Source organism: Roseicella aerolata, assembly GCF_020523605.1.
Classification (GTDB): Bacteria; Pseudomonadota; Alphaproteobacteria; order Acetobacterales; family Acetobacteraceae; genus Paracraurococcus; species Paracraurococcus aerolatus.
Genome location: NZ_JAJAQI010000001.1, coordinates 77,003 through 101,921 on the forward strand (window position 1 = coordinate 77,003; position 24,919 = coordinate 101,921).

The 24,919-nt window shown below is 74.3% G+C and carries 19 protein-coding genes; 13 read left to right on the forward strand and 6 right to left on the reverse strand.

Going from position 1 to position 24,919, the window contains the following annotated elements:
* Positions 1-23 precede the first annotated feature (23 nt).
* The 6 genes from hpnA (at position 24) to LHA35_RS00355 (ending at position 9,116) form a co-directional block, all read left to right on the forward strand.
* Positions 24-1,016, forward strand: a complete 993-nt coding sequence (hpnA, locus tag LHA35_RS00330) for a hopanoid-associated sugar epimerase (RefSeq protein WP_226603029.1) — start codon at positions 24-26, stop codon at positions 1,014-1,016.
* 94 nt (positions 1,017-1,110) lie between these two features.
* Positions 1,111-2,340, forward strand: coding sequence for a glycosyltransferase (locus LHA35_RS00335; RefSeq protein ID WP_226603031.1), 1,230 nt, complete (start codon positions 1,111-1,113; stop codon positions 2,338-2,340).
* Positions 2,341-2,524: 184 nt separating this feature from the next.
* Positions 2,525-4,531 carry a squalene--hopene cyclase gene (gene shc, locus LHA35_RS00340; RefSeq protein WP_456316066.1) on the forward strand — a complete coding sequence of 669 codons (2,007 nt, stop codon included), beginning with the start codon at positions 2,525-2,527 and terminating at the stop codon, positions 4,529-4,531.
* 267 nt (positions 4,532-4,798) lie between these two features.
* Positions 4,799-5,455, forward strand: coding sequence for a phosphorylase family protein (locus LHA35_RS00345; RefSeq protein ID WP_226603035.1), 657 nt, complete (start codon positions 4,799-4,801; stop codon positions 5,453-5,455).
* Positions 5,456-5,731: 276 nt separating this feature from the next.
* Positions 5,732-7,579, forward strand: coding sequence for a sensor histidine kinase (locus LHA35_RS00350; RefSeq protein WP_226603037.1), 1,848 nt, complete (start codon positions 5,732-5,734; stop codon positions 7,577-7,579).
* A 352-nt stretch (positions 7,580-7,931) separates the two neighbouring features.
* Positions 7,932-9,116, forward strand: a complete 1,185-nt coding sequence (locus LHA35_RS00355; protein WP_226603040.1) for an MFS transporter — start codon at positions 7,932-7,934, stop codon at positions 9,114-9,116.
* A gap of 54 nt (positions 9,117-9,170) precedes the next feature.
* Here LHA35_RS00355 and LHA35_RS00360 read toward each other — a convergent pair whose 3' ends face one another.
* The 4 genes from LHA35_RS00360 to ispH form a co-directional block, all read right to left on the reverse strand.
* Positions 9,171-9,632 carry a hypothetical protein gene (locus LHA35_RS00360; protein WP_226603043.1) on the reverse strand — a complete coding sequence of 154 codons (462 nt, stop codon included), beginning with the start codon at positions 9,630-9,632 and terminating at the stop codon, positions 9,171-9,173.
* A gap of 184 nt (positions 9,633-9,816) precedes the next feature.
* Positions 9,817-10,578, reverse strand: coding sequence for an SDR family NAD(P)-dependent oxidoreductase (locus LHA35_RS00365; RefSeq protein WP_226603045.1), 762 nt, complete (start codon positions 10,576-10,578; stop codon positions 9,817-9,819).
* Positions 10,579-10,722: 144 nt separating this feature from the next.
* A complete protein-coding gene (hpnH, locus tag LHA35_RS00370; protein ID WP_226603048.1) occupies positions 10,723-11,904 on the reverse strand; it encodes an adenosyl-hopene transferase HpnH in 1,182 nt (393 codons plus the stop codon).
* Positions 11,905-12,099: 195 nt separating this feature from the next.
* Positions 12,100-13,044, reverse strand: a complete 945-nt coding sequence (gene ispH / locus LHA35_RS00375) for a 4-hydroxy-3-methylbut-2-enyl diphosphate reductase (RefSeq protein WP_226603052.1) — start codon at positions 13,042-13,044, stop codon at positions 12,100-12,102.
* A 319-nt stretch (positions 13,045-13,363) separates the two neighbouring features.
* Between ispH and LHA35_RS28915 the strand changes: the two genes are divergently transcribed.
* From LHA35_RS28915 to LHA35_RS00400, 5 genes are all read left to right on the forward strand, one after another.
* Positions 13,364-13,759, forward strand: a complete 396-nt coding sequence (locus LHA35_RS28915) for a copper resistance CopC family protein (RefSeq protein ID WP_226603054.1) — start codon at positions 13,364-13,366, stop codon at positions 13,757-13,759.
* A gap of 9 nt (positions 13,760-13,768) precedes the next feature.
* Positions 13,769-15,319 (forward strand): CopD family protein, encoded by a 1,551-nt coding sequence (locus tag LHA35_RS00385; RefSeq protein WP_226603057.1) that lies wholly within the window; start codon positions 13,769-13,771, stop codon positions 15,317-15,319.
* Positions 15,309-17,975: an MMPL family transporter gene (locus LHA35_RS00390; RefSeq protein WP_226603059.1), complete on the forward strand. Its 2,667-nt coding sequence runs from the start codon at positions 15,309-15,311 to the stop codon at positions 17,973-17,975. Before LHA35_RS00385 ends, LHA35_RS00390 begins: the two co-directional genes overlap by 11 nt.
* 48 nt (positions 17,976-18,023) lie before the next feature.
* Complete coding sequence (gene lnt, locus LHA35_RS00395) at positions 18,024-19,568, forward strand: apolipoprotein N-acyltransferase (protein ID WP_226603062.1); 1,545 nt, start codon at positions 18,024-18,026, stop codon at positions 19,566-19,568.
* A gap of 141 nt (positions 19,569-19,709) precedes the next feature.
* A complete protein-coding gene (locus LHA35_RS00400; protein ID WP_226603065.1) occupies positions 19,710-20,162 on the forward strand; it encodes a helix-turn-helix domain-containing protein in 453 nt (150 codons plus the stop codon).
* Between the two features lie 57 nt (positions 20,163-20,219).
* Here LHA35_RS00400 and LHA35_RS00405 read toward each other — a convergent pair whose 3' ends face one another.
* Positions 20,220-20,729, reverse strand: coding sequence for a DUF2244 domain-containing protein (locus tag LHA35_RS00405; RefSeq protein ID WP_226603068.1), 510 nt, complete (start codon positions 20,727-20,729; stop codon positions 20,220-20,222).
* A gap of 126 nt (positions 20,730-20,855) precedes the next feature.
* Between LHA35_RS00405 and nth the strand changes: the two genes are divergently transcribed.
* Together nth and LHA35_RS00415 are read left to right on the forward strand one after the other, a co-directional pair.
* Positions 20,856-21,500, forward strand: a complete 645-nt coding sequence (gene nth, locus LHA35_RS00410; protein WP_226603504.1) for an endonuclease III — start codon at positions 20,856-20,858, stop codon at positions 21,498-21,500.
* Between the two features lie 194 nt (positions 21,501-21,694).
* Entirely contained in the window at positions 21,695-22,912 is a 1,218-nt protein-coding gene (locus LHA35_RS00415) for a glycosyltransferase (protein ID WP_226603069.1), read from the forward strand.
* Positions 22,913-23,098: 186 nt separating this feature from the next.
* On the opposite strand, the gene LHA35_RS00420 is transcribed toward LHA35_RS00415, so the two are convergent.
* Positions 23,099-24,808 (reverse strand): methyltransferase domain-containing protein, encoded by a 1,710-nt coding sequence (locus LHA35_RS00420; protein WP_226603072.1) that lies wholly within the window; start codon positions 24,806-24,808, stop codon positions 23,099-23,101.
* Positions 24,809-24,919 lie beyond the last annotated feature (111 nt).

Genomic DNA, 24,919 nt, shown 5'->3' on the forward strand with positions numbered 1-24,919 from the left:
CAGCGCAAGCGGGGTGGGGGTGCATGGCGGATCGCGTGATGCTGACGGGCGGGACCGGGTTCCTCGGCTCCGCCATTGCCCGCGCCCTGGTGGCGGCGGGGCACGAGGTGCGGGCGCTGGCCCGGCCCGGCACGCCGCGCGATGTGCTGGCCGGCGTGCCGGTGGACATCGCCGCGGGCGACCTGACCAATGCCGCCTCCCTCGCCGCGGCGGTGCAGGGCTGCGCGGCGGTGATCCATTGCGCGGCCGATTACCGCATCTGGGTGCCCGACCCGGCGCGCATGACGGCGGTGAACGTGGCTGGGACCGAGGCGGTGATGCGTGCGGCGCTGGCGGCGGGCTGCGGCCGGGTCGTCCATGTCTCCTCCGTTGCCACGCTGAAGCCGCGCGCCGATGGCACGCCGGCGACCGAGGCGGATGCCGCGCGGCCGGAGGAGGCGATCGGCCCCTACAAGCGCAGCAAGACCGAGGCGGAGCGGGTGGTAGAGCGGCTGGTGGCCGAGGAGGGGCTGCCGGCCGTGATCGTGAACCCCTCGACCCCGATCGGCCCACGCGACCGCCGCCCGACGCCGACCGGGCGCGTCATCCTGGAGGCGGCGCGGGGGAAGATGCCGGCCTATGTCGATACCGGCCTCAACCTGGCGCATGTGGACGATGTCGCCGCCGGCTGCGTGGCGGCGCTGACGCGCGGCGCGGTGGGGGAGCGGCATATCCTCGGCGGGCAGGACGTGCCGCTTGGCGAGCTGCTGGCGCGGATCGCGGCGCTGTTCGGCCACAGGCGCCCGGTGCGGCTGCCGCGGGCGCCGCTCTGGCCCATGGCGCTGGTCGCCGAGGCGGCGGCGCGGGTGACGGGGCGGGAGCCGATGCTGACCCTGGATGGCCTGCGGATGGCCGGGCACCGGATGTATTTCTCCTCGGCCAAGGCGGAGCGGGTGCTGGGCTACCGCGCCCGCCCCTGGCAGGAAGGCGTGGCGGACGCCGTCACCTGGTTCCGCGAGCAGGGGATGCTGCGTTGACCGAACTTACACCGGTCCAGGCCGTCGGACGTATACGTCCGACCCGGCCTGGTGGGGGAGCGCGAGGGGGCAAAGCCGCCTCGTATCTGCGTTGATGCTGTGGTTCGGTGTCGCCGCCTGCCTAGCCTGGCTGGTGCTGCTCTTCGGCCGCGGCTGGTTCTGGCTGGCCCGCGATGATGACCGCGACGCCGCCCGCCTGCCCGATCCGCCGGCCTGGCCGAGCGTGACGGCGGTGGTCCCGGCGCGGGACGAGGCGGAGACGATCGGCGCGACGGTCGCTTCCCTGCTCGCCCAGGACTATCCCGGCGAATTCCGGCTGGTGGTGGTGGATGACCGCTCCACCGACGGCACGGGCGAGGTCGCCCGCGCCGCGGCGGCCGGCGATCCCCGCCTGACGGTGCTACGCGGCGGCCCGCGCGCGCCGGGCTGGACCGGCAAGCTCTGGGCACTGGAGCAGGGGCTGCGGGAGGCGCTGCCCAGGGGAGGGGATGCCGCGCCGGACCACCTGCTCTTCACCGATGCCGATATCCGCCATGCCCCGGACAGCCTGCGGATGCTGGTGCGGCGGGCGGCGGCGGAGCGCCGGGTGCTCGTCTCCCTCATGGCGCGGCTGCGCTGCGAGAGCCCGGCGGAGCGCTGGCTGATCCCGGCCTTCATCTTCTTCTTCCAGATGCTCTACCCCTTCCGCTGGTCCAATGACCCGCGGGCCCGCACGGCGGCGGCGGCGGGGGGGTGCGTGCTGCTGGAGCGCGCGGCCTTCGAGGCGGCCGGCGGCCTCGCGCCGATCCGAGGCGCGCTGATCGATGACTGCGCGCTGGCGCGGCGGATGAAGCGCGTCGGGCCGATCTGGACCGGGCTGAGCGCATCCGATGAGCGGCAGGGCGCCGGCCCCGGAGGCCTGGACCGGTCGCGCCGGGTTGCGCGGGTGGAGAGCCTGCGCCCCTATGAGACGGTGGGGCCGATCCGCCGGATGGTGGCGCGCACCGCCTATGCCCAGCTCGGCTACCTGGTCGCGGCGCTGATCGGGATGATCGCGGCGCTGGCGCTGGTCTTCCTGGCGCCGCCCCTGTTGGCCCTGTTCGCGGGCGGGACGGCGGCCCTGCTCGGCGCCGTGGCCTGGCTGGCCATGGCTGTGGCTTTTGCGCCGACGCTCCGGCGATTCCGCCTCTCGCCGCTGCGCGGCCTCGCCCTGCCCGGCATCGCCGCCGCCTACATGGCGTTCACGCTGGACTCGGCGCTCGCCGAATGGCGCGGCCGGGGCGGCATGTGGAAGGGGGAGGCCGGCCCGCGCACGGATACGGGAGCCGGTCCACCCCTGCACTGAGCCACACCGCAGCATTAAAGCGACACCAGACCCCGCCTTCGGACTTCGCAACCGCAAAAAATCGCCGTATTCGATATGAAATGGCCTTCGTTCCGGCGGGTCGCCCTCCGGACGGGCAAGGAGATTGTTCGAGTTGTCGAGAATCCAGGACCTTGCCGCAGCGGCGGCGCGGCCGGACCTTGCATTGGCAGAGCACCCCACCGCCCTTCTGGTGCGGGAGCCGCTGGATGCCGCCATCGGCCGCGCGACCGACCATCTGCTCCGCCGGCAGCAGGCCGACGGCCACTGGGTGTTCGAGCTGGAGGCGGACGCCACCATCCCGTCCGAGTACCTGATGCTGAAGCGCTTCTTCGGGAAGCGCGACCCGGCGCAGGAAGCCCGCATCGGCCGCTATCTCCGCCGCATCCAGGCGCAGGAGGAGGCGACCTGCCGCGGCGGCTGGCCGCTGTTCCATGGCGGGCCGCTCGACATCTCCTGCTCGGTGAAGGCCTATTTCGCGCTGCGTCTCATCGGCGACGCGCCGGAGGCGCCGCATATGGCGCGCGCCCGCGCCGCCATCCTGCAGGCGGGCGGGGCGGAGAAGTCCAACGTCTTCACCCGCGCGACGCTGGCGCTGTTCGGTGAGGTGCCCTGGCGGGCGGTGCCGGTGATGCCGCCCGAGATCTGCCTGCTGCCGCGCTGGTTCCCCTTCCACCTCTCCAAGGTCAGCTACTGGGCGCGCACCGTGCTGGTGCCGCTGACCGTGGTGATGGCCCGCCGGCCGCGGCCGCTGGTGGAGACCGGCGTCACGCTGCGCGAGCTGTTCGTGACACCGCCCGAGCAGGTGCGGCGCTGGCCCGGCGGCGCGCATGCCGCGGAGCCCTGGCGGACGCTGTTCGGCGCGCTGGATCGTGTGCTGCAGCGGACCCAGCACCTCTTTCCCCGCGGCGCGCGGGCCCGGGCGGAGGCCTGCGCGGAAGCCTTCGTGACGGAGCGGCTGAACGGCGAGGATGGGCTGGGTGCCATCTACCCCGCCATGGCCAATGCCATCTGGATGTACCATTGCCTCGGCGTGCCGGAGGACGACCCGCGCGTCGTCACAGCCTGGGCGGCGGTGGACAAGCTGGTGATGCACCGGCCCGCCCGGGACCCGGCCCAGGCCGAGACCTATGTGCAGCCCTGCCTCTCCCCGATCTGGGACACGGCGCTGGTCAGCCATGCCCTGCTCGAGACCGGCGAGCCGCAGGCCGAGGCGGCGGTCTCCCGCGGCCTCGCTTGGCTGCTGGACCGGCAGGTGACCGATGTGGCGGGCGACTGGGCGGAGGCGCGGCCCGGCCTGCCGCCGGGCGGCTGGGCCTTCCAGTATGCCAACCCGCACTACCCCGATGTGGACGACACCGCGGTGGTGGTGCTCGCCCTCGACCGCGCCGCGAAGCAGGTGGGGGATGCCGGGCCGCGGATGCAGCGCGCGATCTCGCTGGCGACCGAATGGGTGGTCGGCATGCAGTCCAAGGGCGGCGGCTGGGGCGCCTTCGACGCCGACAACACCCATCACCACCTGAACAGCATCCCCTTCGCCGATCATGGCGCGCTGCTCGACCCGCCGACCGCCGATGTCTCCGGCCGCTGCCTCGCCATGCTGGCGCAGCTCGGCCATGGGCCGGAACACCCGGCGGTGCGGCAGGGCATCGACTACTTGCTGGCGGAGCAGGAGCCGGACGGGGCCTGGTACGGCCGCTGGGGCGTGAATTACGTCTATGGCACCTGGTCGGCCGTGACCGCACTGAACGCCGCCGGCCTGCCGCCGGAGCATCCGGCGATGCGCAAGGCCGTCGCCTGGCTGAAGGCGCACCAGAACGAGGATGGCGGCTGGGGCGAGGACGGCTTCACCTATCCGCGCCGCGGCGGCACCCGCGCCGATGCGGATCTGCGGATGGGCCCGAGCACCGCGAGCCAGACCGCCTGGGCGCTGCTGGCCCTGATGGCGGCCGGGGCGGCGGATGACGTGGCGGTGGACCGCGGCGCGCTCTGGCTGATGCGGAACCAGGTGCAGGACGGGTCCTGGCCGGAGGAGGACTATACCGGCACGGGTTTCCCGCGCGTTTTCTACCTCCGCTACCATGGCTATGCGCGGCTCTTCCCGCTCTGGGCCCTGGCGCGGCTGCGCAACCTGCGCCGCGGCAATTCGCGGCACGTCCCGCACGGGCTCTGACGCCAGCCCTCCCCCCGATGAGGGCGGAGGAGGGCGGTTGGCCGCCAGGGCAGGGGCCGGGACCGATCCGGGCCGCGCCCGGCGTGGCAATGCATGGCCGGCGGGCCTGCCCGGGGGCCAGCCCTGACCGGGCGTGTCGCGACGGCGGGCAGGCGGGCCGGAGGGTCACACTGGCAAGACCATGCCGCCGCCCCGACGGATTCCCCTGCACAGATCGGCCGGCTACCCCCTATAGTGCAGCGCAGCAAAGGAGACGCCCGGGCCGCCATGCCTCTCAGCTCGATCCTTGCCGTGGTCGGCATGCGCTCCGAGGCGGCCCTGCTGCCGAAGGGGATGCCCGTCATCGTCAGTGGCGGCGACCCCGCCCTGCTGCGCGACCGCCTGCGCCGGGCGCCCGCGGGGCTGACCGGCGTCCTCAGCTTCGGCATCGCCGGCGGGCTCGACCCCACCCTCACCTGCGGCGACCTGGTGGTGGCGACGAAGGTCCGTGGCCCCGGTGGCGCCTATGCCGCCGACCTCGCCTGGTCGGCCGAACTCGCCCGGCTCTGCGGCGCGCGGCTCGGCATGGTGGCCGGCGCGCCGGCGGTGGTGGGGGAACCGGCGCGCAAGAGGGCGCTGCGGAATGCGACCGGCGCCCTGGTGGTGGACCTGGAGACCGAGGCGGCGGCGGCCTTCGCCGCCTCCCGCCGGTTGCCCTTCGCGGCGCTGCGCGCGGTGGCCGATACGGCGGAGGAGGTGCTGCCGCGCGCCGCCGCGGTGGGGCTGCGGCCGGATGGCCGCCCGGCGGCGGGGCGCGTCGCGCTCGCCCTGCTGCGCCAGCCACGGGAACTGCCGGCGCTGCTGACGGTGGCCCGGCGCAGCCGCGTGGCGCTGCAGGCGCTGGGCGGGGCGCGGGAGGCGCTGCGGCAGGCCTGCGCGGCCTGAGCCGCGGTCCCGGAGCAGGTCCGGGACGGCCGCCCCGGGGCGGGAGGCGGCCATTCGCATCGCGCAAGGAAGGGCCGTGCCAGCGACGCTGCCGGCGTGGCGCGCTAGAGCAGATCGCGGAGGGGCGTGAACGCCCCGCAGCGTGAATCTGCTCTACGGACAATGGCCTGCAGCGGATTGGCGTTCAGTTTTGAACGCAATCCGCTGTAGAATTCCATTGGCCCTGCAGAACAGCGCTTGATCCCGCACCGGCGGCCAAAGCAATGATGCACTCGCATGCACCCCGAGGAGAGCCGCGCGCCGGCCCAGGCGGTCGGCGTGCCCGTCTCGCCACGGGCCGAACCCGCCCATCCCGACCAGGACACGTCCATGCCGGGCGGCGCGCGGCTGGGGCTGCGGACGCATCTCGTCCTCCTCGTCGTCCTCGCCCTCGCCCCGGCACTCCTGCTCGGTGCGGCCACGACATGGCAACTCGGGATGGCCTACCGGCGGGCGGCGGATACCGGCCTCGCCAGCACGGCCCGGGCGCTCGCGACAGCGCTCGACCGCGAACTCGAGACAGCGATGACGGCGCTCACCACCCTCGCTGCCTCGCCGTTCCTGGAGGGCGGCGACGTCGAACCCACGTACCACCAAGCCGCCGCCGTGGGGCGGGCCTTCGGGGGGTGGGTGGCCCTGCTGGACCGGGATCTCCGGCAGGTCTTCAACACGCGCCTGCCACTGGGCGCCGAGCTGCCGGTCGGGGCCGGTAACCCCTTCGTCGCGCGTGCGATTGCCACCGGGACGCCGGTCGTGAGCGACCTGTTCATGGGCGCTACCGCGCGCCGGCCGGTCGTCGCGGTGTTCCGGCCGCTGCCACCCGGGACGGCCGGCGCTGCGGTGGGGGAGAGGCGTGTCCTGCTCCTGGCCTTCGGCCCGGAGCGCCTCGCCTCCCTCCTGGAGCGCCAGGACCTCGACCGTGCCGGAGGCTTCGCGGTGCTGAACGACGGCGCACATCGCGTGGTCGCTCGCTCGGCGGAGCACGGGCGCTTCCTCGGCCAGCAGGCGCCGCCCTGGTATGCGGAAGGCGTTCGCGGCCGTGCCACCGGACGCCTGCAGGGCGCCTCCCTGGCGGGGCCCGAGATGACGCTCGCCTTCAGCCGCCTGCAGCACGCGCCCTCCTGGACGCTGGCCGTGACGATGCCCCTGGCCACCCACCAGGCCGAATGGCGCGGGCCGGCCCTGCGCTTCGGGCTCGGGGCGGCAGCGACGGTCGGCGTGGCCGCCGGGCTTGCCGTGCTGCTGGCCGGCCGGCTCCTGCGGCCCATGCGCGCGCTGGCGCAGGACGCCGAGCGCCTGCGGCACGGCAGGGAGCCGGCGGCAAGCCCGGCGCCCGAGCCGATTGCCGAGTTCGAGGCGCTGCGCCGGGCCTTGTGGCGCTCCGGCCTGGCGCTCCGGGAACGGGCCGTCGCCGAGGGCCGCGCCGCCGCGGCGGAGGAGGCCGCGGCGGAACTGCGGGACGCGGCCGGGCGGCGTGAGTTGCTGGTCGCGGAGCTGAACCACCGTGTCAAGAACATGCTTGCCACGGTGCAATCCCTGGCGGCCCAGACCTTGAAGGGCACGAACGGCGATCCCGGTCGGTTCGCCCGCCACTTCTCAGCCCGGCTGCGGACGCTCGCGCGCGCGCACGACCTGCTGTCCCGCGACGACTGGCGGCCGGCGGATTTCCAGACCGTGGCGCGTGCCGCGCTGGCGCCCTGGCTGGACGGGATCGCGGGGGAGGAGCGCGTCGTCATCTCCGGCGAGGGGCCCCTGGCCGTGTCACCGCAGCAGACACAGGCCCTTGTGCTCGCGCTGCACGAGCTGGCGACCAACGCGACCAAATACGGCGCGCTGTCCCGGCGCGGCGGCCGCGTCGAACTCCGGCACGAGCTGGACGCCGACGGCATCGCCACCCTGCGCTGGACCGAAACGGGCGGCCCGCCCCTGGCCGGACCGCCGCTGCGGCGCGGCTTCGGCACGCGGCTGCTCGAGCGCGGGCTGGCGCATGATCTCGGGGCAGGGTCCTCCGTCGAACTGCGCTTCGAACCCGCGGGCCTCCGCGCCGCCCTTCGGTTCAAGGCATCGGGGCCGAGCGTGGCGTGACGCGCCGTCTCTCCGCCCGGCAAGGCGCGGCCACGCGCCCATGGGGCCGGCTTCCGGCCGGGCGGAAGCACGCAGCCCGGAGCATGGCCGCACCGGCACCGCACGGAACACGGCAGCCGCCCGCGGCAGCGCGTGGGCTGCGCGGCGCCATGCCCGCGGCCCGCATAGCGTGACCGCATCCGGGCAGGAGCGCCGCACCTGGGCCCCTGGGCGCGGGCTGGCGCCCGCGCCGCGGGGGGCGACGACCGGGCCGTTGGCATGACCCGCAGGACCGGTTCGGGCCGGGCGCGGGCATCCCGCCGCTGGATCCCGGCCGGCTTGCCCCCATGCCCGCCGGCGCTACCCTGACCCGATGCCCCCCGCCATCCCCGCGCCCCTGCCGGCGCTCCCGCGCATGCCCTGGGCGCTGCTGGCGGCCGCTTGCCTCGGCATGTTCGCGGCATCCTCCAGCGGCACCACCCGCGCGCCCTTCCTGATCGACATGGCGCGGGATCTGGATGCCAGCCTGCCGCTGGTCGCCAACCTGATGGCGCTGACCTCCATCGCCTGGGGCGCCGCCTCGCTCCTCGCCGGCGCCGGGTCGGATCGCTGGGGGCGGCGGCCCTTCCTGATCGGCGGGCCCATCGCCCTCGCCCTCTGCATGGGCGGCCTCTCGACCTCCCAGACCTATCTGGCGGCCGCCATCTGGTCCACGCTCGCGGGCGGCTGCGCCGGTGCCTTCACCGGCGTGCTGATGGCCGAGGCCTCGGCCCGCACCGTCGATCGCCAGCGCGGCCGGGCGCTCGGCTGGGTCATGGCCGGGCAGTCCCTGACGCTGCTGGTCGGCGTGCCCGCCGCCGCCTGGGTCGGCACCTGGGTCGGCTGGCGCGGGGTCAATCTCGGCGTCGGCGCGCTGGCGCTGGTCGCGGCGGCGAGCCTCTTCCTCACCACGCTGCGGCCGGTGGACGGGCCGCGCGCGGCGGGCGCGCCGGCGCCGAGCCTCAGCGCCGCCCTGTCCGGCCCGGTGCTGCGGCTGCTGGCCATGGGGGTGGCGGAGCGGATCTGCTACGGCCTGACCGCGGTCTATTTCGCCACCTTCCTGCAATCCACCTATGCGCTCTCGCTCAGCCAGGTGGCGCTGCCGCTGGCGGTCTTCGCGCTCGGCAACATCCTCGGCACCATCATCGGCGGGCAGATGGCGGACCGGCTGCCGAACCGGCTGCTGACCTTCGCCGGCGCCATGTTCGGCTCGGCGCTGGCGGCGCTGGCGCTGTTCGGCTGGACATCCGGCCTCGCCGCCTCGGTCGCGCTCGGCTTCGGCTATGTCCTCATCAACGCCATCGCGCGGCCGAGCCTGATGGCCGCGATGGCCAATGTGCCGGATGAGGTGCGCGGCACCGTGCTCGGCCTCAACGTCACCTCGGCGAGCTTCGGCTGGCTCGGCGCCGCGGCGCTCGGCGGCTGGATGATGGCGGAATTCGGCTTCGCCGGCTTCGGCCCGCTGGCCGCCGGCATCGCCGTGCTGGGCGGGGCGCTGGCCTTCATCGGGCGGCGCTGACCAGGCCGCGGGGGCAGGGGCCGGGCCCGCCGGCCGCCCCCCGCAATCCGCGTCTCAGGCGGCGGCCCGCAGCGCGGCCTCGGCACGGCTGCGCGGATCGCCGCTCGCCGCCGCAACCGGGCCGAAATCGCCGCGCAGCGCCTTCAGCGCCGTGCGCTCCCGGTTGATCTCCGCCGCCGTCCGCACGCCGAGCCGGCGGATGACCGGCAGCGGCGGGCACCAGCCCTGCAAGGCGTGTTGCAGCAGGAAGGCGGTGACCAGGACGGGCAGGGCCAGGAAGCGCCGGTCCTCGAGGATGCCGAGCACGGTCCCACCGAGCGCGAGGGTGGCGGCATTCGCCTCCAGCGTCCGCTCGGTGTCCCATTCCCGGTCCAGCTCGGCCAGGCGCCGGTCGATCAGCGCGGGATGCGCGGCATGGAAGGCGACGTCGCGCACCATGCGGTCGGCGATGCGGCGGTTCACCGTCTCGGACGTGCTGCGGCGGACGCGGGCCGTGGTGGCGGGCAGGGTCGGCATGCGGCGATCCTCCTCCTGGCGGGAACGGGGCCCGGGGCGTCGCGGCCCGGCCCCCCCTGCCGGCCAGGGTCGGCCGGCAGGGGGGGGATGGCGGCGGAACGGTCCGGGCCGCGCCATCCGAAGCCGCCCGATGAACCCGGCGGAGGCACGACGGTTTCCCGGCCCCGCCGCCGGGCCGGCGGCGCTACATCTTCTTGCCGGTGGTCCAGCCGCCATCCACCGTCAGCACGCTGCCCGTCATGAAGCCGTTCGCCTCCTCGGCCAGGAAGAGGATGGCGCGGGCGATATCCTCCGGCTCGCCCCAGCTCGCGGTCGCGTGCAGGCCGCGGATCATCTGCGACAGCTCGGGGTCCTGGAAATAGCGTTCGGTCAGCGGGGTGCGGATGACGCCCGGCGCCACGGCATTCACGCGGATGCCCTTCTCGCCGAGTTCCAGCGCCATCTCCTTGGTCAGGCCGACGACGCCGTGCTTGGAGGCGACATAGGCGGCCCGGTTCGGCGCCGCGACCAAGCCGAGGGTGGAGGCGAGGTTGACGATCCGCCCCGGCCGGCCCTGCGCGACCAGCCGCCGGGCGAAGGCCTGGCTCGGCAGGAAGGTGCCGGTGAGGTTGATGGCGATGACGCGCTGCCATTCCTCGAGCGGCAGGTCGAGCACCGAGGCGATCTCCCGCACCCCGGCCGAATTCACCAGCACGTCGAGCCGTCCGAGCGCGGTCTCCGCCCCCTCGACGAAGGCATGGACCGAGGCTTGGTCGGCGACGTCGAGCGCGAAGCCATGCGCCTCGCCGCCCTGGCGGCGGATCTCCTCGGCCACCGCCCCGGCGCGCTGCGCGTCGAGATCGCCGATGGCGACCCGCGCCCCTTCCCGCGCCGCCGAGATGCAGACCTGCCGGCCGATGCCGCTGCCCCCGCCGGTGACCAGCACCGCGTGATCCTGGAACCGCATGTCCTTCTCCTCCCATGGGCGCCGTGTTGGCCCTGGCGCCGCGGGGAGGAGTGTGCAGGCTGGCGGCGGCGGGGCCAACCATGGACGCCGCGGCCCGGTGGCGTCCGGACGGAGATGCGCCGGGGCGCCCGCCCCCGCCCGCGGCTATTCGGCCGCGACCGCCGGCGGCGCCGTGCCGCCATGCTTGGCGCCGCGGCCTTTCGCCCCTTGCGGCGGCTCATGCGCCATCTCGGCCATCGCCTTCTCCACATGCCGGCCGAAGACGTATTCCGCCGGGCGCTGGTGGGAGAGGTCGATCTCCGGCGCGAACGCGCCTTCCGTCCTCGGGCCGCGCATCTGCACCGCCAGCGCCTTCCAGGGGCGCTTCACGGCATCGACCACCGCCGTCGCCTCGAAGCCGCTATGGACCATGCAATCGGCGCATTTCTCGTAGTTGCCGGTGCCGTACTTGTCCCAGTCGGTCGTCTCCATCAGCTCCGTGAAGGACTTCGCATAGCCCTCGCCCAGCAGGTAGCAGGGCCGCTGCCAGCCGAAGATGTTGCGCGTCGGGTTGCCCCAGGGCGTGCAGTGGTAGCTCTGGTTGCCTGCGAGGAAATCGAGGAAGAGCGGGCTGTTGCCCATCTTCCAGCCCTTGCCCTGGCCGCGGGCGAAGATGCCGCGGAACAGCTCCTTGGTCTTGCGGCGGTTCAGGAAGTGCTGCTGGTCCGGCGCCCGTTCATAGGCATAGCCGGGGGAGACCATGATGGCATCGACGCCCATCGTGGTGACGTCGTCGAAGAACCGCGCCATCCGCTCGGGCTCGGCATTGTTGAAGAGCGTGGCATTGATCGCCACCCGGAAGCCGCGCGCCTTGGCATCCTTCAGCGCGGCCACGGCGCGGTCGTAGACGCCCTTCTGGCTGACGGCCCAGTCATGCTGGTCCTTGTCGCCGTCCAGGTGGATGTCCCAGGTGAAGCGCGGATGCGGCTTGTAGGCCGCGATCTTCTTCTCCAGCAGCAGGGCGTTGGTGCAGAGGATGATGATCTTGCCGCGCGCCAGGATCTTCTCGACGATCTCCGGCATCTCCTTGTGCAGCAGCGGCTCCCCGCCCGCGATGGCGACCACCGGCGCGCCGCACTCATCCACCGCGTCGAGGCATTCCTGCACCGACAGGCGCTTGTTCAGGATGGGATCGGGATAGTCGATCTTGCCGCAGCCGGCGCAGGCCAGGTTGCAGCGGAACAGCGGCTCCAGCATCAGCACCAGCGGGTAGCGCTTCCGCCCCAGCAGATGCTGTTTCAGGATATAGGCGCCGACCTTGATCTGCTGCCGCAGCGGGATACCCATACGCTGTCCACTCCTCCTCGGGCGGCGGCGCCGGCCCGCGATGATCCGCCACGGATGGCATGTCACCCATGGTCATTTCCACACCCAATCCCGGCAGGGCAGGGTCGCGCCAGGCGGCGGCCTTGCCCCGGAACCCTGCGGCCGGACCCGAACCCGTGACGCCGGGCGCGACGCCGCCCGGCCCCGTGCCCGGCGTCAGGAGGCCGCGCTGGCCGCCGGCTCCAGCAGCGCCGCCGGCAGCTTGAACTGCACATCCTCCACGAGGCCCGGCATGGTCGAGACCTCGACCGGCCCGAGCGCGCCGATGGCCGCGATCACCTCCTGCACCAGCGCCTCGGGCGCGGAGGCGCCGGCGGTGATCCCCACCGTCTCCGCCCCCCGAAGCCATTCGGGCCGCAACCCGGCCGCGTCCGCGATCAGGTAGCAGGGCAGGCCCTGCTCGCTCCCGATCTCCCGCAGCCGGTTGGAATTGGAACTGTTGGCCGCGCCGACAACCAGCAGCACGTCCACCCGCTTCGCCAATTCCCGGACCGCCACCTGGCGGTTCTGGGTGGCATAGCAGATGTCGCGCGTGTCCGGCCCGATGATGTCGCGGAACCGGCGGTGCAGCGCCTCGATCGTCGCGCGGGTGTCGTCCACCGAGAGAGTCGTCTGGGTGACATAGGCGACCGGCCGGTCGCGCGGGATCGGCAGCCGCGCCACCTCCTCGGGCTTCGCGACCAGATGGACCTCCCCGGGAAGCTGGCCGAGCGTGCCGACCACCTCGGGATGGCCGGCATGGCCGATGAGGATGACGGTCCGCCCCATGGAGAGATAGCGCCGCCCCTCGACATGCACCTTGGAGACCAGCGGGCAGGTCGCGTCCAGCACCGGCAGGCCGCGCGCCGCCGCCGCGTCCTCCACCGCCCGGGCGACGCCATGGGCGGAGAAGACCGTCACCGCGCCGTCCGGCACCTCCTCCAGCTCCTGCACGAAGCGGGCGCCCTTGGCCTCCAGCGCCTCGACCACGCGCCGGTTGTGCACGATCTCGTGCCGGACATAGACGGGCCGGCCGTATCGCTCGAGGGCGCGCTCGACGATCTCGACCGCCCTGACGACCCCGGCGCAGAAGCCCCTGGGCTGCGCCAGTATGATCCGCATCCCCTCGCCCCCGTGGTTGCCGCGCATTCCCACATGCCACAGCCGGGAGCGCCCGGCACCGCAGCATCTTGCGCCGGTGGAATTTTGCGCCCGCTTGCGGCAGGCTTGCAACCCGGGGCCGGGCCGGAAGGCCGCCCGGGGCGGGGCAGCGCGCCGCAGCGGGGTCTCCGCCGCGCCGCCGGCCCTGCGCGCGAGCCGGCCGGGGGCGCATCCGGCGGGTGAGGCGACCGCCCGCGGCGGCCGGGGCCGGCGCGATCCAGGGCCGCTCCTCCATCCCGCCCCATTGCAGACCGGCCCCGGCGCCTTCAGAAGTCTGCCCGTGTCCCCGCCCGCTGCCCCGATCCGGCCTGGCCGCCGCCGCCTGCTCGCCCTCGCCGCCCCGCTTCTGCTGCCGGCGCGGCGCGCCGCGGCGCATGCGGTGGTCGTCGCGTCCGATCCCGCGGCGGGGGCGAGCCTCGCCGCCCCGCCCCGGCGCGTCACCCTCCGCTTCAACAGCCGCATCGACCAGGCCCGCAGCCGGCTGGTGCTGGCCGGGCCGGACGGGGCGCAGGTGCCGCTGGAGGTTGCACCGGCGGGCGAGCCGACGGTGCTGGAGGCCGTGCTGGACCCGGCCGCGACGCTGGCCCCCGGCGCCTGGCGGCTGCGCTGGCAGGTGCTGGCGCTGGACGGCCATGTCACCCGCGGCGACATCCCCTTCACGGTCCGGCCGCGCTGAGCCCCGCCCTTGGACCTCCTCCCCGATCTCCACGGCGCCTTCGGCGTGGTGCTGCATGCGGGGGAACTGGCCGCGCGCACCGCGCTGCTCGGCAGCGTCGCCTTCTGGGTGCTGCTGGCCCTGCCGCTCGCGCCCTGGCTGCCGCCCGGGGATGCCGGAAGGCTGCGGGCGATCGGCCGCGGCGCGGCGATAGTGTCGGCTATCGCCGCCCTGGCTCTCACCTGCGTCTCGGCCGGCCTCGCCCTGCTCGTCCTGGCGGCGACGCTGGATGCGCCCCTTGGCAGCCTGCTGGGCGCCGATTTCGTCCGGGCGGCTGCCCTTGCCCTGGCCGCCATCCTCGCTCTCCTGGCGCTGGCGGCGGGCCGTGGCGTGCCGGGCCCGGCGCGGCGCGCGGCGCTGCTGGCCGCGGCGCTGGCCCTGCTGGCCGGCATGATGGCCAGCAGCCATGCGATGGCGCGCACGCAGGACCGGGCGATGCTGCTGGCCGCGACCGGGCTGCACCAGTTGGGCGCCGCGCTCTGGCTCGGCGGCCTGCCGGCGCTGCTGGCGAGCCTGCGGTTGACCCCCGGCTCCGCCCGCCGCATCGGGCAGCGCTATTCGGCCCTGGCGGCCGCGGGCGTCGGGCTGATCCTGCTCGGCGCCGCCGGCTACTGGCTGGGCTATATCGGGGAGGTCGGGGCGCTGTACGAGACGGCCTATGGCGCCCTGTCCGCGACCAAGGCGGTGATGGTCGGGCTGCTCCTGCTGCTGGGCGCGTCCAACTGGCTGCTGCTGCACCGCCTCCCCGGCGCGGAGCGCGGCCTCGCGCGCCTGCGCTGCTTCGTCGAATCGGAGATCCTGATCGGCATCGCGGTGCTGGCGGCCGCGGCCGCCAGCACCGCGATGCCGCCGGCGGCCGATATGCCGGGGGACCGGGTGACCTGGGCCGAGGTCACGCAGCGCTTCACCCCCGCCCTGCCGTGGCCGGAGGGGCCGAGGCATGGAGACCCGGCCCTGACGGCGCCGCAGGCCGCCACTTCGGGCGAGGGGCCACCGCCGCGCCAGGCCCGGGACACCGCCCGGGGCGGGGCCAACCACCGCTCGGTCGGCCTCGTGCTGCTGCTGGCCGGCCTCGCGGCGCTGCTGGACGCGACCGGGCGGGTGCCGCTCACGCGGCACTGGCCGCTGGCCTTCCTCGGGCTCGCCGGCCTCATCCTGCTGCGCGCCGACCCGGAGGCGGCGCATTCCTTGCTGGCCGGGCTGCTGGTGGCGGGCCTCGCCATCGCCGAATGGGGGGCGCGGCTCGGCCGCATCACCGGCCGGGCCCGCGCCATCCTGCCTTCGGCCATGCTGGCCGGCGGCGTGCTGCTGCTGGCGCAGACGGCGGCCCTCGCCCATGGGAAGGAGGCTCTGCTGGTCAGGCTGCCGAACCTGCCGCTCGCCGTGCTGGCGGTGGCCGGCGGCTGCGCGCGATTCGCGGAACTGCGTGGCCCGGCGGACATCGCCCGCCTTGCCCGCTGGATCTGGCCGGCATGCCTGGTGCTGATCGGCCTGTTGCTGGTCCTCTCCCATGAAGCGTGACGCCGCCGGGCGGGCTGCCGGGGGGAGTCTTCCCCCCGGGGGGGAGGCAAGGGGGCCGGGCTCCCTGGCCGGCCGGGTCGCCTCGGCGCTCGTCGGCTGGAGCACGCACCGCCCCCGCCTGGTGCTGCTGCTCTCGCTGCTGGTCGGCGCCTTGTCCTGCTGGGTGGTGGCGACCCGCTTCGCCCTGAACACCGATATCGGCGCGCTCTTCCCCCCGGACCTGCCCTGGCGGCAGACCGAGCACGCGATGGACCGCGCCTTCCCGCAGCGGGACGATGTCATCGCGGTGGTGGTGGACGGCGCGACGCCGGATGTGGCGGAGCGCGCGGCGGCCGCGCTGGCCGAGGCGCTCTCCGCCCGCCCGGCGCTGTTCCGCCGCGTCGCGCGCCCGGATGCCGACCCCTTCTTCCGCCGTAGCGCGCTGCTGTTCCCGGAGGAGGCGGAGGTCCGCAGCGCGACCGAGCGGATCATCGCGGCCCAGCCCATGCTCGGGACGCTGGCCGCCGATCCGAGCCTGCGCGGCGTCGCCCGCACCCTCGAACTGGTCGCCGAGGGGCTGCAGCGGGGCGAGGGCGACCCGGCCGTGCTCCGCCCGGCGCTGGGCGCCCTGGCGGCGAGCGCCGAGGCGGCCGCGGAAGGCCGCCTCGCGCCGCTCGACTGGGCGGCGCTCTTCACCGGGCTCGCGCCCGACCCGCGCGCGCTCCGGCGCTTCGTGCTGGTGCAGCCGGTGCCCGATTACGGCGCCCTGGCGCCGACCGCGACGGCGACGGCGATGGTGCGGGCGGAGGCGGCGCGGCTCGGCCTGACGCCGGAGAACGGGGTGCGGATGCGCCTGACCGGCGACCTGGTCATGGGGGATGAGGAATTCTCCACCGTCTTCGGCGGGGCGATCACGGAGAACCTCCTCGCCCTGCTCTCGGTCGGGCTGCTGCTCTGGCTGGGGCTGCGCTCGGGCCGGCTGATCTTCCCGATCCTCGGGACGCTGGTGCTCGGCCTGCCCGTCACGGCCGCCTTCGGGCTGCTGGTCGTCGGGCCCTTCAACCCGCTTTCCATCGCCTTCGCCGTGCTCTTCATCGGCTTCGGCGTGGATTTCGGCATCCAGTACGCGGTCCGCCTGCGGGAGCAGCGGCACCGGCTGCCGAACCAGGCGCTGCGCCCGGCGCTGGTGGCGGCGGCGGGGATGGCGGGGGAGGGGATCGCGCTCGCCGCCCTCGCCCTCGGCCTCGGCTTCCTCGCCTTCCTGCCGACCGACTACCGGGGCCTGTCGGATCTCGGCGTCATCGCCGCGGCGGGGATGCTGATCGCGGTGGTGATCAGCCTGACCACCCTGCCGGCCTGGCTGGTCTTCACCAGGCCGAAGCCGGAGCCGGAAGGGGTGGGCTATGCCATGCTGGCGCCGCTCGACCGCTTCCTCGCGCGGCGGGCGCGGGGCGTCGCCCTGGCGGCGCTGCTGGTCGGCCTGCTCTGCGCCGCGCTGCTGCCGCTGCTGCGCTTCGACACCAACCCGGTGAATCTCCGCGACCCGCAGACCGAGGCGGTCTCCACCTTCCGCGAGCTGATGCGGGATCCGGCCACCACCCCCAACACCATCGAGGTGCTGGCGCCCGACCTGCCCGCGGCGCAGGCCCTGGCGCGCCGGCTGGAGGCGCTGCCCGAGGTCTCCGGCAGCATGACCCTGGCGAGCTTCGTGCCGGGGGGGCAGGACGCGAAGCTCGCGCTGATCGAGGATGCGCGCGACCTGCTGGGACCGACGCTGGAGCCGCCCGTCACGGCCGGGCCGCCGAGCGATGCGGAGGCCGGGGCGGCGCTCGCCAGGGCCGCGGCGGCGCTGCGCGGGGCGGGCGGCGCGCTGGCGGCGGAGGCCGGGCGGCTGGCGGCGGCGCTGGAGCACCTCGCGGCCGGGCCGGCGGCGGGCCGCGAGCGGCTGGCCGCCGCGCTGCTGCCCGGGCTGGGCTGGACGCTCGACACGCTGCGCCAGGCCCTCGCGGCCCGGCCGGTGACGGTGGAGACCCTGCCGGCGGACCTCGTCCGCAACTGGATCACGCCCGAGGGCCAGGCACGGGTCGAGGTCCGGCCGCGCGACCTCTCCGACCGGTCGGAGGCCATGGCACGCTTCGCCCGGGCGGTGCAGGCCGTGGTGCCGGCGGCCTCCGGCCCGGCCATCTCCGTCCAGGAGGCCTCCCGCACCATCCAGCTCGCCTTCCTCAAGGCCGGCGCGCTGGCGACCGTGCTGATCATGGTCCTGCTGCTGGTCACGCTGCGGTCCTGGCGGCTGGCGCTGCTGGCCCTGGCGCCGCTGGCGCTCGCCGGGCTGCTGACCCTGGTGACCTGCATCGCCATCGGCATGCCGCTCAACCTCGCCAACATCATCGCCCTGCCGCTGCTCTTCGCCCAGGGCGTCGCCTTCGACATCTACTATGTCGCGGCCTGGCGGAAGGGGGAGCGGTCGCTGCTGCCTTCCTCCCTGACGCGGGCGATGCTCTACAGCGCGCTGACCAACGGCACCGCCTTCGGCTCGCTGGCGCTGTCGGGCCACCCCGGCACGGCCAGCATGGGCGTGCTGCTGGCCATGAGCCTGGTCTTCGCGCTGGCGACGGTGATGCTGACCCTGCCGGCGCTGCTGCCACTGTTTGCCGGGGACCGGCACAGGCCGTAACGCGCGCCTCCCTTGCGGCGGCCTGGGCGTGAGGGGTAGGGGGAGCGCGTGTTCCGCTCCTTCCCCGACCGCCTCGCGGCCCTCCCCTGGCGCCGGCAGCTCCTCCTCGCCTTCGGCCTCGGCCTTCTCTCCGCCCTCGCCTTCCCGCCGGTGCATGCGGTGCCGGTGCTGCTGCTCTCGGTGCCCGGGCTGCTGGCCCTGGCCGGGGCGCAGCAGGGATGGCGCCGGGCGGCCTGGATCGCCTTCGGCTGGGGCTGGGGCCAGGGGCTGGCCGGCATCTACTGGGTGACCGAGGCCATCCTGACGGATACGGCGAATTTCTGGTGGCTGGTGCCGCTGGCGGCGCCGGCCCTGGCCATCGCCTTCGGCCTCTTCGCCATTCCCCCGGTGCTGGCGGCGCGCGCCCTGCCGGCGGGCTGGCCGCGCGTGGCGGGCTTCGCCGGCGCCTGGGTGCTGGCGGAGATGGCGCGCGGGGTGCTGTTCACCGGCTTTCCCTGGAACCTGATGGGCACGGCCTGGGCCTTCGCGGCGCTGCCGGTGCAGGCGGCCTCCCTCATCGGCGTGCACGGGCTCTCGCTGGCGACGATGCTGCTGGCCGGCCTGCCGCTGCTGCGCGGCTGGCGGCACTGGGCGGCGGGGGCGCTGGCGCTGGTGGCCTTCGCCGGTTTCGGAACCTGGCGGCTGGCCCAGCCTGCGCCACCGGCCCAGCCGGTGCGGCTGGTGCTGGTGCAGGGCAATGTGGCGCAGGAGGTGAAGTGGCGGCAGGACCAGCGCCTGCCGATCTTCCGCCGCTACCTCGCGCTGACCGAGGGGGCGGCGCAGGCCGCCCGTGCCGTCGATCCAGAGGCGCGCATCGCGGTGATCTGGCCGGAAACCGCCAGCCCCTTCCTGCTGACCCAGGACCCGGAGGCGCGCCGGCTGGCGGCCGAGGCGCTGCCGGAAGGTGCGACGCTGCTCGCCGGCACGGTGCGGGCCGAATGGGGGCCGGACGGTCGCGCCAGCCAGGTCTGGAACAGCCTGGCGGTGCTGGAGCGCGACGGCAGCGTGCCCGCGGTCTATGACAAGGCGCATCTGGTGCCCTTCGGGGAATACATGCCGCTCTCCGGCATCCTGCCGATCCGGCTGGTGGCGGGGGGCATGGATTTCTCGGCGGGGCCCGGCCCGGTCACGCTGGCGCCGCCCGGCCTGCCGCCCTTCGGCGCGCTGATCTGCTACGAGGTGATCTTCCCCGCCGCGGTCACGCCCTCCCCCCGGCCGGACTGGCTGGTGAACATCACCAATGATGCCTGGTTCGGCGTCTCCTCCGGCCCGTGGCAGCATCTGGCGGCGGCGCGGCTCCGGGCGGTGGAGGAAGGTCTGCCGCTGGCGCGCGCCGCGCAGACCGGCATCTCCGCGGTGTTCGACGCGCGCGGCCGCCGGCTCGCCCTGTTGCCGACCGGGGCGACCGGCACGCTCGAGACCCCGCTGCCGGGCGCGGATCCGGCGCCGCTCTTCGCGCGCTTCGGGCTGGCCCTGCCCGGCCTCGCGGCGCTGCTGTGCCTGCTGGTGGCCTTCGTGGCGCGGCACCGGGCCACCCCGGACATGAAAGCTTGATGCGGGATCGTTTTTGAGAAATCTGGACAGTATTGACGATTTCTCAACCTTCGCGTATAGCGGGTACCCGAAGGGTCGTCAGCGCGGCAGCGTTGAGCGCGGAGTGTGTCCGGGCCGGCCCAGCAGCAGGATGAACGGCCTATGCCGAGCGACGGAAGCGGCGAGCGCGCCGAACGGGAACACCGCCCCAGCCCGATCGATGTGCATGTCGGCGCCCGGGTCCGCCTGCGCCGCACGCTGCTCGGGATGAGCCAGGAGAAGCTGGGCGATGCGCTCGGCCTGACCTTCCAGCAGGTCCAGAAATACGAGCGCGGGGTGAACCGCATCGGCGCGAGCCGGCTTTTCGACCTCTCCCGCGTGCTCGACGTGCCGATCGGGTTCTTCTTCGACGATATGCCGGATGCGCTCGGCGGTGGCGGCGCCAGCGCCGCCCGCCGCAGCTATGGCCTAGCGGAGCAGCAGGAAGGCTTCGACGACGATACCCTGCACCGGCGGGAGACGCTGGAATTGGTGCGCGCCTATTACCGCATCACCGAGCCGGCCGTGCGCAAGCGCGTCTTCGAACTGATCAAGAGCCTGACGCCGTCCGAATAGGATGCGCCGGCGGCCGGGCCATCGGGCACCGGCGGTGAAGGCCCCAACCGGGTCGTATCACTCCTCCCGTAACTGCGGGTTGTCGAAAACCGGCTCCCGGTAGCGGCGCAGCGCGGCCTCCAGCGCGGCCGCCAGGTCGCGTTTCTGCTCCTCGCCCAGCAATGTCCCGATCTCCACCTCCCGCTGGCGCTGGCGCAGCACCAGCAGGCTGACCCGGCCCGGCCGTTCCTCCAGCCGCAGCCGGGCCCAGTAGGGGTCCAGCACCAGCTCCTCCCGCCGGCCGCGGGCATCGGTGCGGCGGATCAGCAGGCGCTCCTCCGTCAGCACCAGGACTTCCATGGACCGCGCCGCCCAGCGCCGGTGCAGCCCCATCAGGCCGAGCAGCAGCGCCGCTTCCAGCCCGGTGAAGCCCAGCACCGGCCAGGCGCCGAAGACGGAGAAGCCGAGGCCGACGGCGACCGAGACCAGCAGCACGGCGCCGGCCACCCAGGCCATGCCGCGCCGACTCAGGCTGCGCGCCGGGGTGCAGATGGCCTCGAACAGGATGCGGTCGGGATGGGCTGACATCAGGCACGTGACATGGGATGGATCGGCCTTCCCGCCAGCGTCGGAGAGAAAGCCATGCCGCGTCAATCGGCCCGGGAGGCCCCGCCCCTGCACGGTTCGGCGCGCGCCCCGCGCCGGGCGCGGCTGATGTCGCGCGACCAGGCGGCGGCTTTCATCCGGGCCCTGGCCACCGCCAACCCGGCGCCGGAGACGGAGCTGCTCTATGGGGATCCCTTCAGCCTGCTGGTGGCCGTGGTGCTCTCCGCCCAGACCACCGATGCGGCGGTGAACAAGTGCACCCCCGCCCTGTTCGCCGCGGCGCCGACCCCGGCCGCCATGGCGGCGCTGGGGGCCGAGGGCATCGCCCCGCATATCCGCCGGATCGGGCTGTGGCAGGCCAAGGCGCGCAACCTGGCGGCGCTGGCGCAGCAACTGGTGGAGCGGCATGGCGGCGAGGTGCCGCGCGACCGCGCGGCGCTGGAGGCGCTGCCGGGGGTGGGGCGCAAGACCGCCAATGTCGTGCTGAACGTCGCCTTCGGCGAGAGCACCATGGCGGTCGATACCCATATCTTCCGCCTCGGCAACCGCACCGGCCTCGCGCCCGGGAAGACCCCGCGGGAGGTGGAGGATGCGCTGGTGAGGCGCTGCCCGCCGGAGCTGCTGCGGGATGCCCATCACTGGCTGATCCTGCACGGCCGCTATGTCTGCAAGGCGCGGGCGCCGGAATGCTGGCGCTGCGTGACCGCGGCGCATTGCAACTACCGCGACAAGGTGCCCGCCCCGCCGGCATGAGGCCTGCGCCGTTGCCGCTGGCGGTCCCGCCGACGCAGGCGTGATAGGAACCCGGTCTGGCCAGCGCGCGTTACGGTTGCACAGCGAATCATTGCCGCCCGAGGACATCAAGGCCCTCATTCGGGTTCGCTGCTCCGTCGGCACTTCCCGTCCGACGGCCCCCGACGTCTGGTCAGATCAGGAAGGGATTCCGCATGACCGATGCCCTGCCGGGCAGCGTTGCCCACGCTTCGGCCCTTTCCCAGCCCGCCCGGCGGTCGCTGTTGCTCTGCCTTTCGCATCTGCGCTGGAATTTCGTGTTCCAGCGGCCGCAGCACCTGCTGACGCGGGCGGCGCGTGACCATGACGTGATCTTCTTCGAGGAGCCGCTCTTCCAGCCCGGCATCGTCCCGCGGCTGGACCTGCACCGCGTGCCGGAGGGCGTGACGGTGGCGGTGCCGCTGCTGCCGGAGGGGCTGCAAGGCCCGGCCATCGCCGCCGCCCAGCGCAGCCTGCTGGACGGGCTGCTGGAGGCCGAGGCGGGGCGGGAGATGATCGCCTGGTTCTACACGCCGATGGCGCTGGAATTCGCCGCGCATCTGCGGCCCGACCTGACGGTCTATGACTGCATGGATGAGCTCTCCGCCTTCCGCGGCGCGCCGCCGCGCATGCTGGATCTTGAGCGCGCGCTGCTCGGCCGCGCCGACCTGGTCTTCACCGGCGGCCGCAGCCTCTATGAGGCGAAGCGCGGCCGGCACCCGCGGGTGCATTGCTTCCCCTCCTCGATCGATGCCGCGCATTTCGCCGCGGCGCGGGTGACGCAGCCGGATGCGGCCGACCAGGCGGCGCTGCCGCGCCCGCGCATCGGCTTCTTCGGCGTGGTGGATGAGCGGATGGACCTCGGGCTGGTCGCGGCCCTGGCGGCGGCGCGGCCGGACTGGACCTTCGCCATGATCGGGCCGGTGGTGAAGATCGATCCGGAGGGCCTGCCGCGCCTGCCCAACATCCACTGGCTGGGCGGGAAGCGTTACGCCGAGCTGCCGCACTATCTCGCGGGCTGGGATGCCGGCTTCATGCCCTTCGCGCGGAACGAGAGCACGCGCTTCATCAGCCCGACCAAGACACCGGAATTCCTGGCGGCCGGGCTGCCCGTGGTCTCCACGCCCATCACTGACGTGCTGCGGGACTGGGGTCCGAAGGAGGCCGGCGGGCCGGGGCTGGTGGAGATCGCGGCCGATCCGGTGGCCTTCGCCGCGGCGCTGCAGGCGGTGCTGGCGCGGCCGCGCGGGCCCTGGCTGAAGCAGGTGGACCGGCGGCTGGCGCAGCTTTCCTGGGACCGCACCTGGGCGGAGATGAAGGGGCTGATCGCGGCGCGGCGGACGGTGACGCGGTTGCCGGCGCGGGAGGAGGCATCGGCGGCACGGATCGCGTAACGGGGACGCCGCCTCCCTTGAACTCCGCCGGGGACCGAACCGGGTCCCCATAGGGGTTTCCCGACGCCCGAGGCTGCCGCCAAGGGAGCCTCGGGCTCCGCTGACCTGCAGGTTCCAACGGCCCCTCGCGGGCCGGCGGCATTGCCGCCGAGGCAGGAGGGAGGGGCAAGCGCCTCCCTCGCGCCGCTACCGCGGCACGCCCGCCCATTCCGGCAGTTGCGTCTCCTGCCGCAGCCGCAGCCGGCGGAAATCGAGCGCGGCGAAGAGCTCCTCCAGCGCCGGTTCGCGGTCCTGCGGCAGGGGCAGCGTCGTTCGCGCCTCCTCCAGGAAGCGGGTGCGGATGACGGGCCCGGCCTCCAGATAGGCCTCCTCCCACCAGCGGAGGATGCGCGGCCGGGCCTCCGTCAGCGCGCCGGCGGCGACGATCCTCTCCCGCTTGCCGTTGCGGTTCACCGCGGGCACCGCCGGCAGCAGGTTCCAGAGATCGCCGCAGGGCCAGGCGGACCAGGGCAGGCAGTGGTCGATATCGAGCGCGCCGGCGCCGAGGCGGCGGCCGCTCCAGACGCATTCGACCATGCGCCCCTCGGTGATCCGCCGCTCCGCCAGGGCGCGGACCAGGTTGGTGTCGCGCTCCGGCTCCAGCCAGCGCAGCGCGCGCAGCACCTCATCCGCCGGCACGGGGCGGCCGGCGCGATCGGCATAGAGCTGCGTCAGCCGCACCCATTCGGCCACCAGCATCGGTTCGATCCAGGCGGCCATGCGCCGCAGCGCGTGCCAGACATGCAGCGGGACCGCCGTGGTGCCGTAGGACCACAGCAGCCCGGTGCCGAGGGTCAGCGCCTCGCCCGCGCGCTCCGGGCGGCGCGGCGTGGTTGGGAAGACCGGCGTGTCGTCGGCGAAGGTCAGGTGGGTGGCCGGCATGGTGGCGATCAGCCGCGCCGCATCCGCCAGGGCGCGGTGCAGCGCCGCCGCCAGATCGCCGGCGAAGCGCGCGCCCGGCCGCAGGTCATGCGGCGCGAGCGGGGCGAGGGCGCGGAAGGCCGGCGTGACGAAGCCCATGCCCTCGCCCGGCCGCTGCGGCAGGCCGCGCTCCACCAGCGGCTTGAACATCCGGACCCAGTAGAGGGCGATCAGGCCAAGCGGCAGCTCGACATGCCCGCCCGCCTCCCGCGCCGCATTGGGGGAGGCATCGGCGATGCGGGCGATGCAGCGCAGCAGGGCGAGCTTGTAGGTCGCAGCCTTCTCCTGCCGCAGGATCACGCTGCGCAGCAGGGGCAGCGCGCCCGCCCCGTCATCCGGCAGATCCAGGATGACGGTCTGCCACCGGACGTCGCGCCGTCCCTGCCGGTCCTCCACCCGCTCCGTCGCCACGCGCAGCGCAAGGCCGTGGTCGAGGCCGAGCCGCTCCACCTCATGCGCGTCCACCGGCCACATCGGCCGGTCCTCCGGCGCCGGGCCGTGGCGCAGGGTCAGCATCATCCGACCGCCCGGCTTCAGCAGCGTCGCCAGCTTGCGCATGGCGCGCGGCCGCTCCTCCGGCGGGATGTGCATCCAGACGCCGCTGAGCCAGATGAGGTCGAAGCCGAGGCCGAGGCGGTGCAGGTTGGCCAGCGCCGGCAGCCGGTCATCCACCCAGCGGATCAGCGGGGAGGGGTGACGCCGTGCCGCCTCCTGCCGCAGCGCCGCGGCGGGCTCGACCGCCACCACCTCCCAGCCGCGCGCCGCGAACCAGGCGGCATCGCGCCCGCTGCCGGCGCCGACATCGAGCAGGAGCCCGGACCTGGCCGGCAGGAAGGGAAGGGCGCCGGCATGGACCTCCTCGAAGCCGAAGGCCTCATAGGTCTCGGCGAATTCCCGGAAGCCGCGGTGGTAGGGGGTGACGGTGTCCCAGGTCACGGCAGGGTCCGGGCGCAGGTCATGGTGTGTCGGGCGGATGCACCCATCCGGGAAAGCGCGCCCGGCCGCGATCTGCCTGATTTCACGCGGTCGAGATTAGAGCGGCCCGAG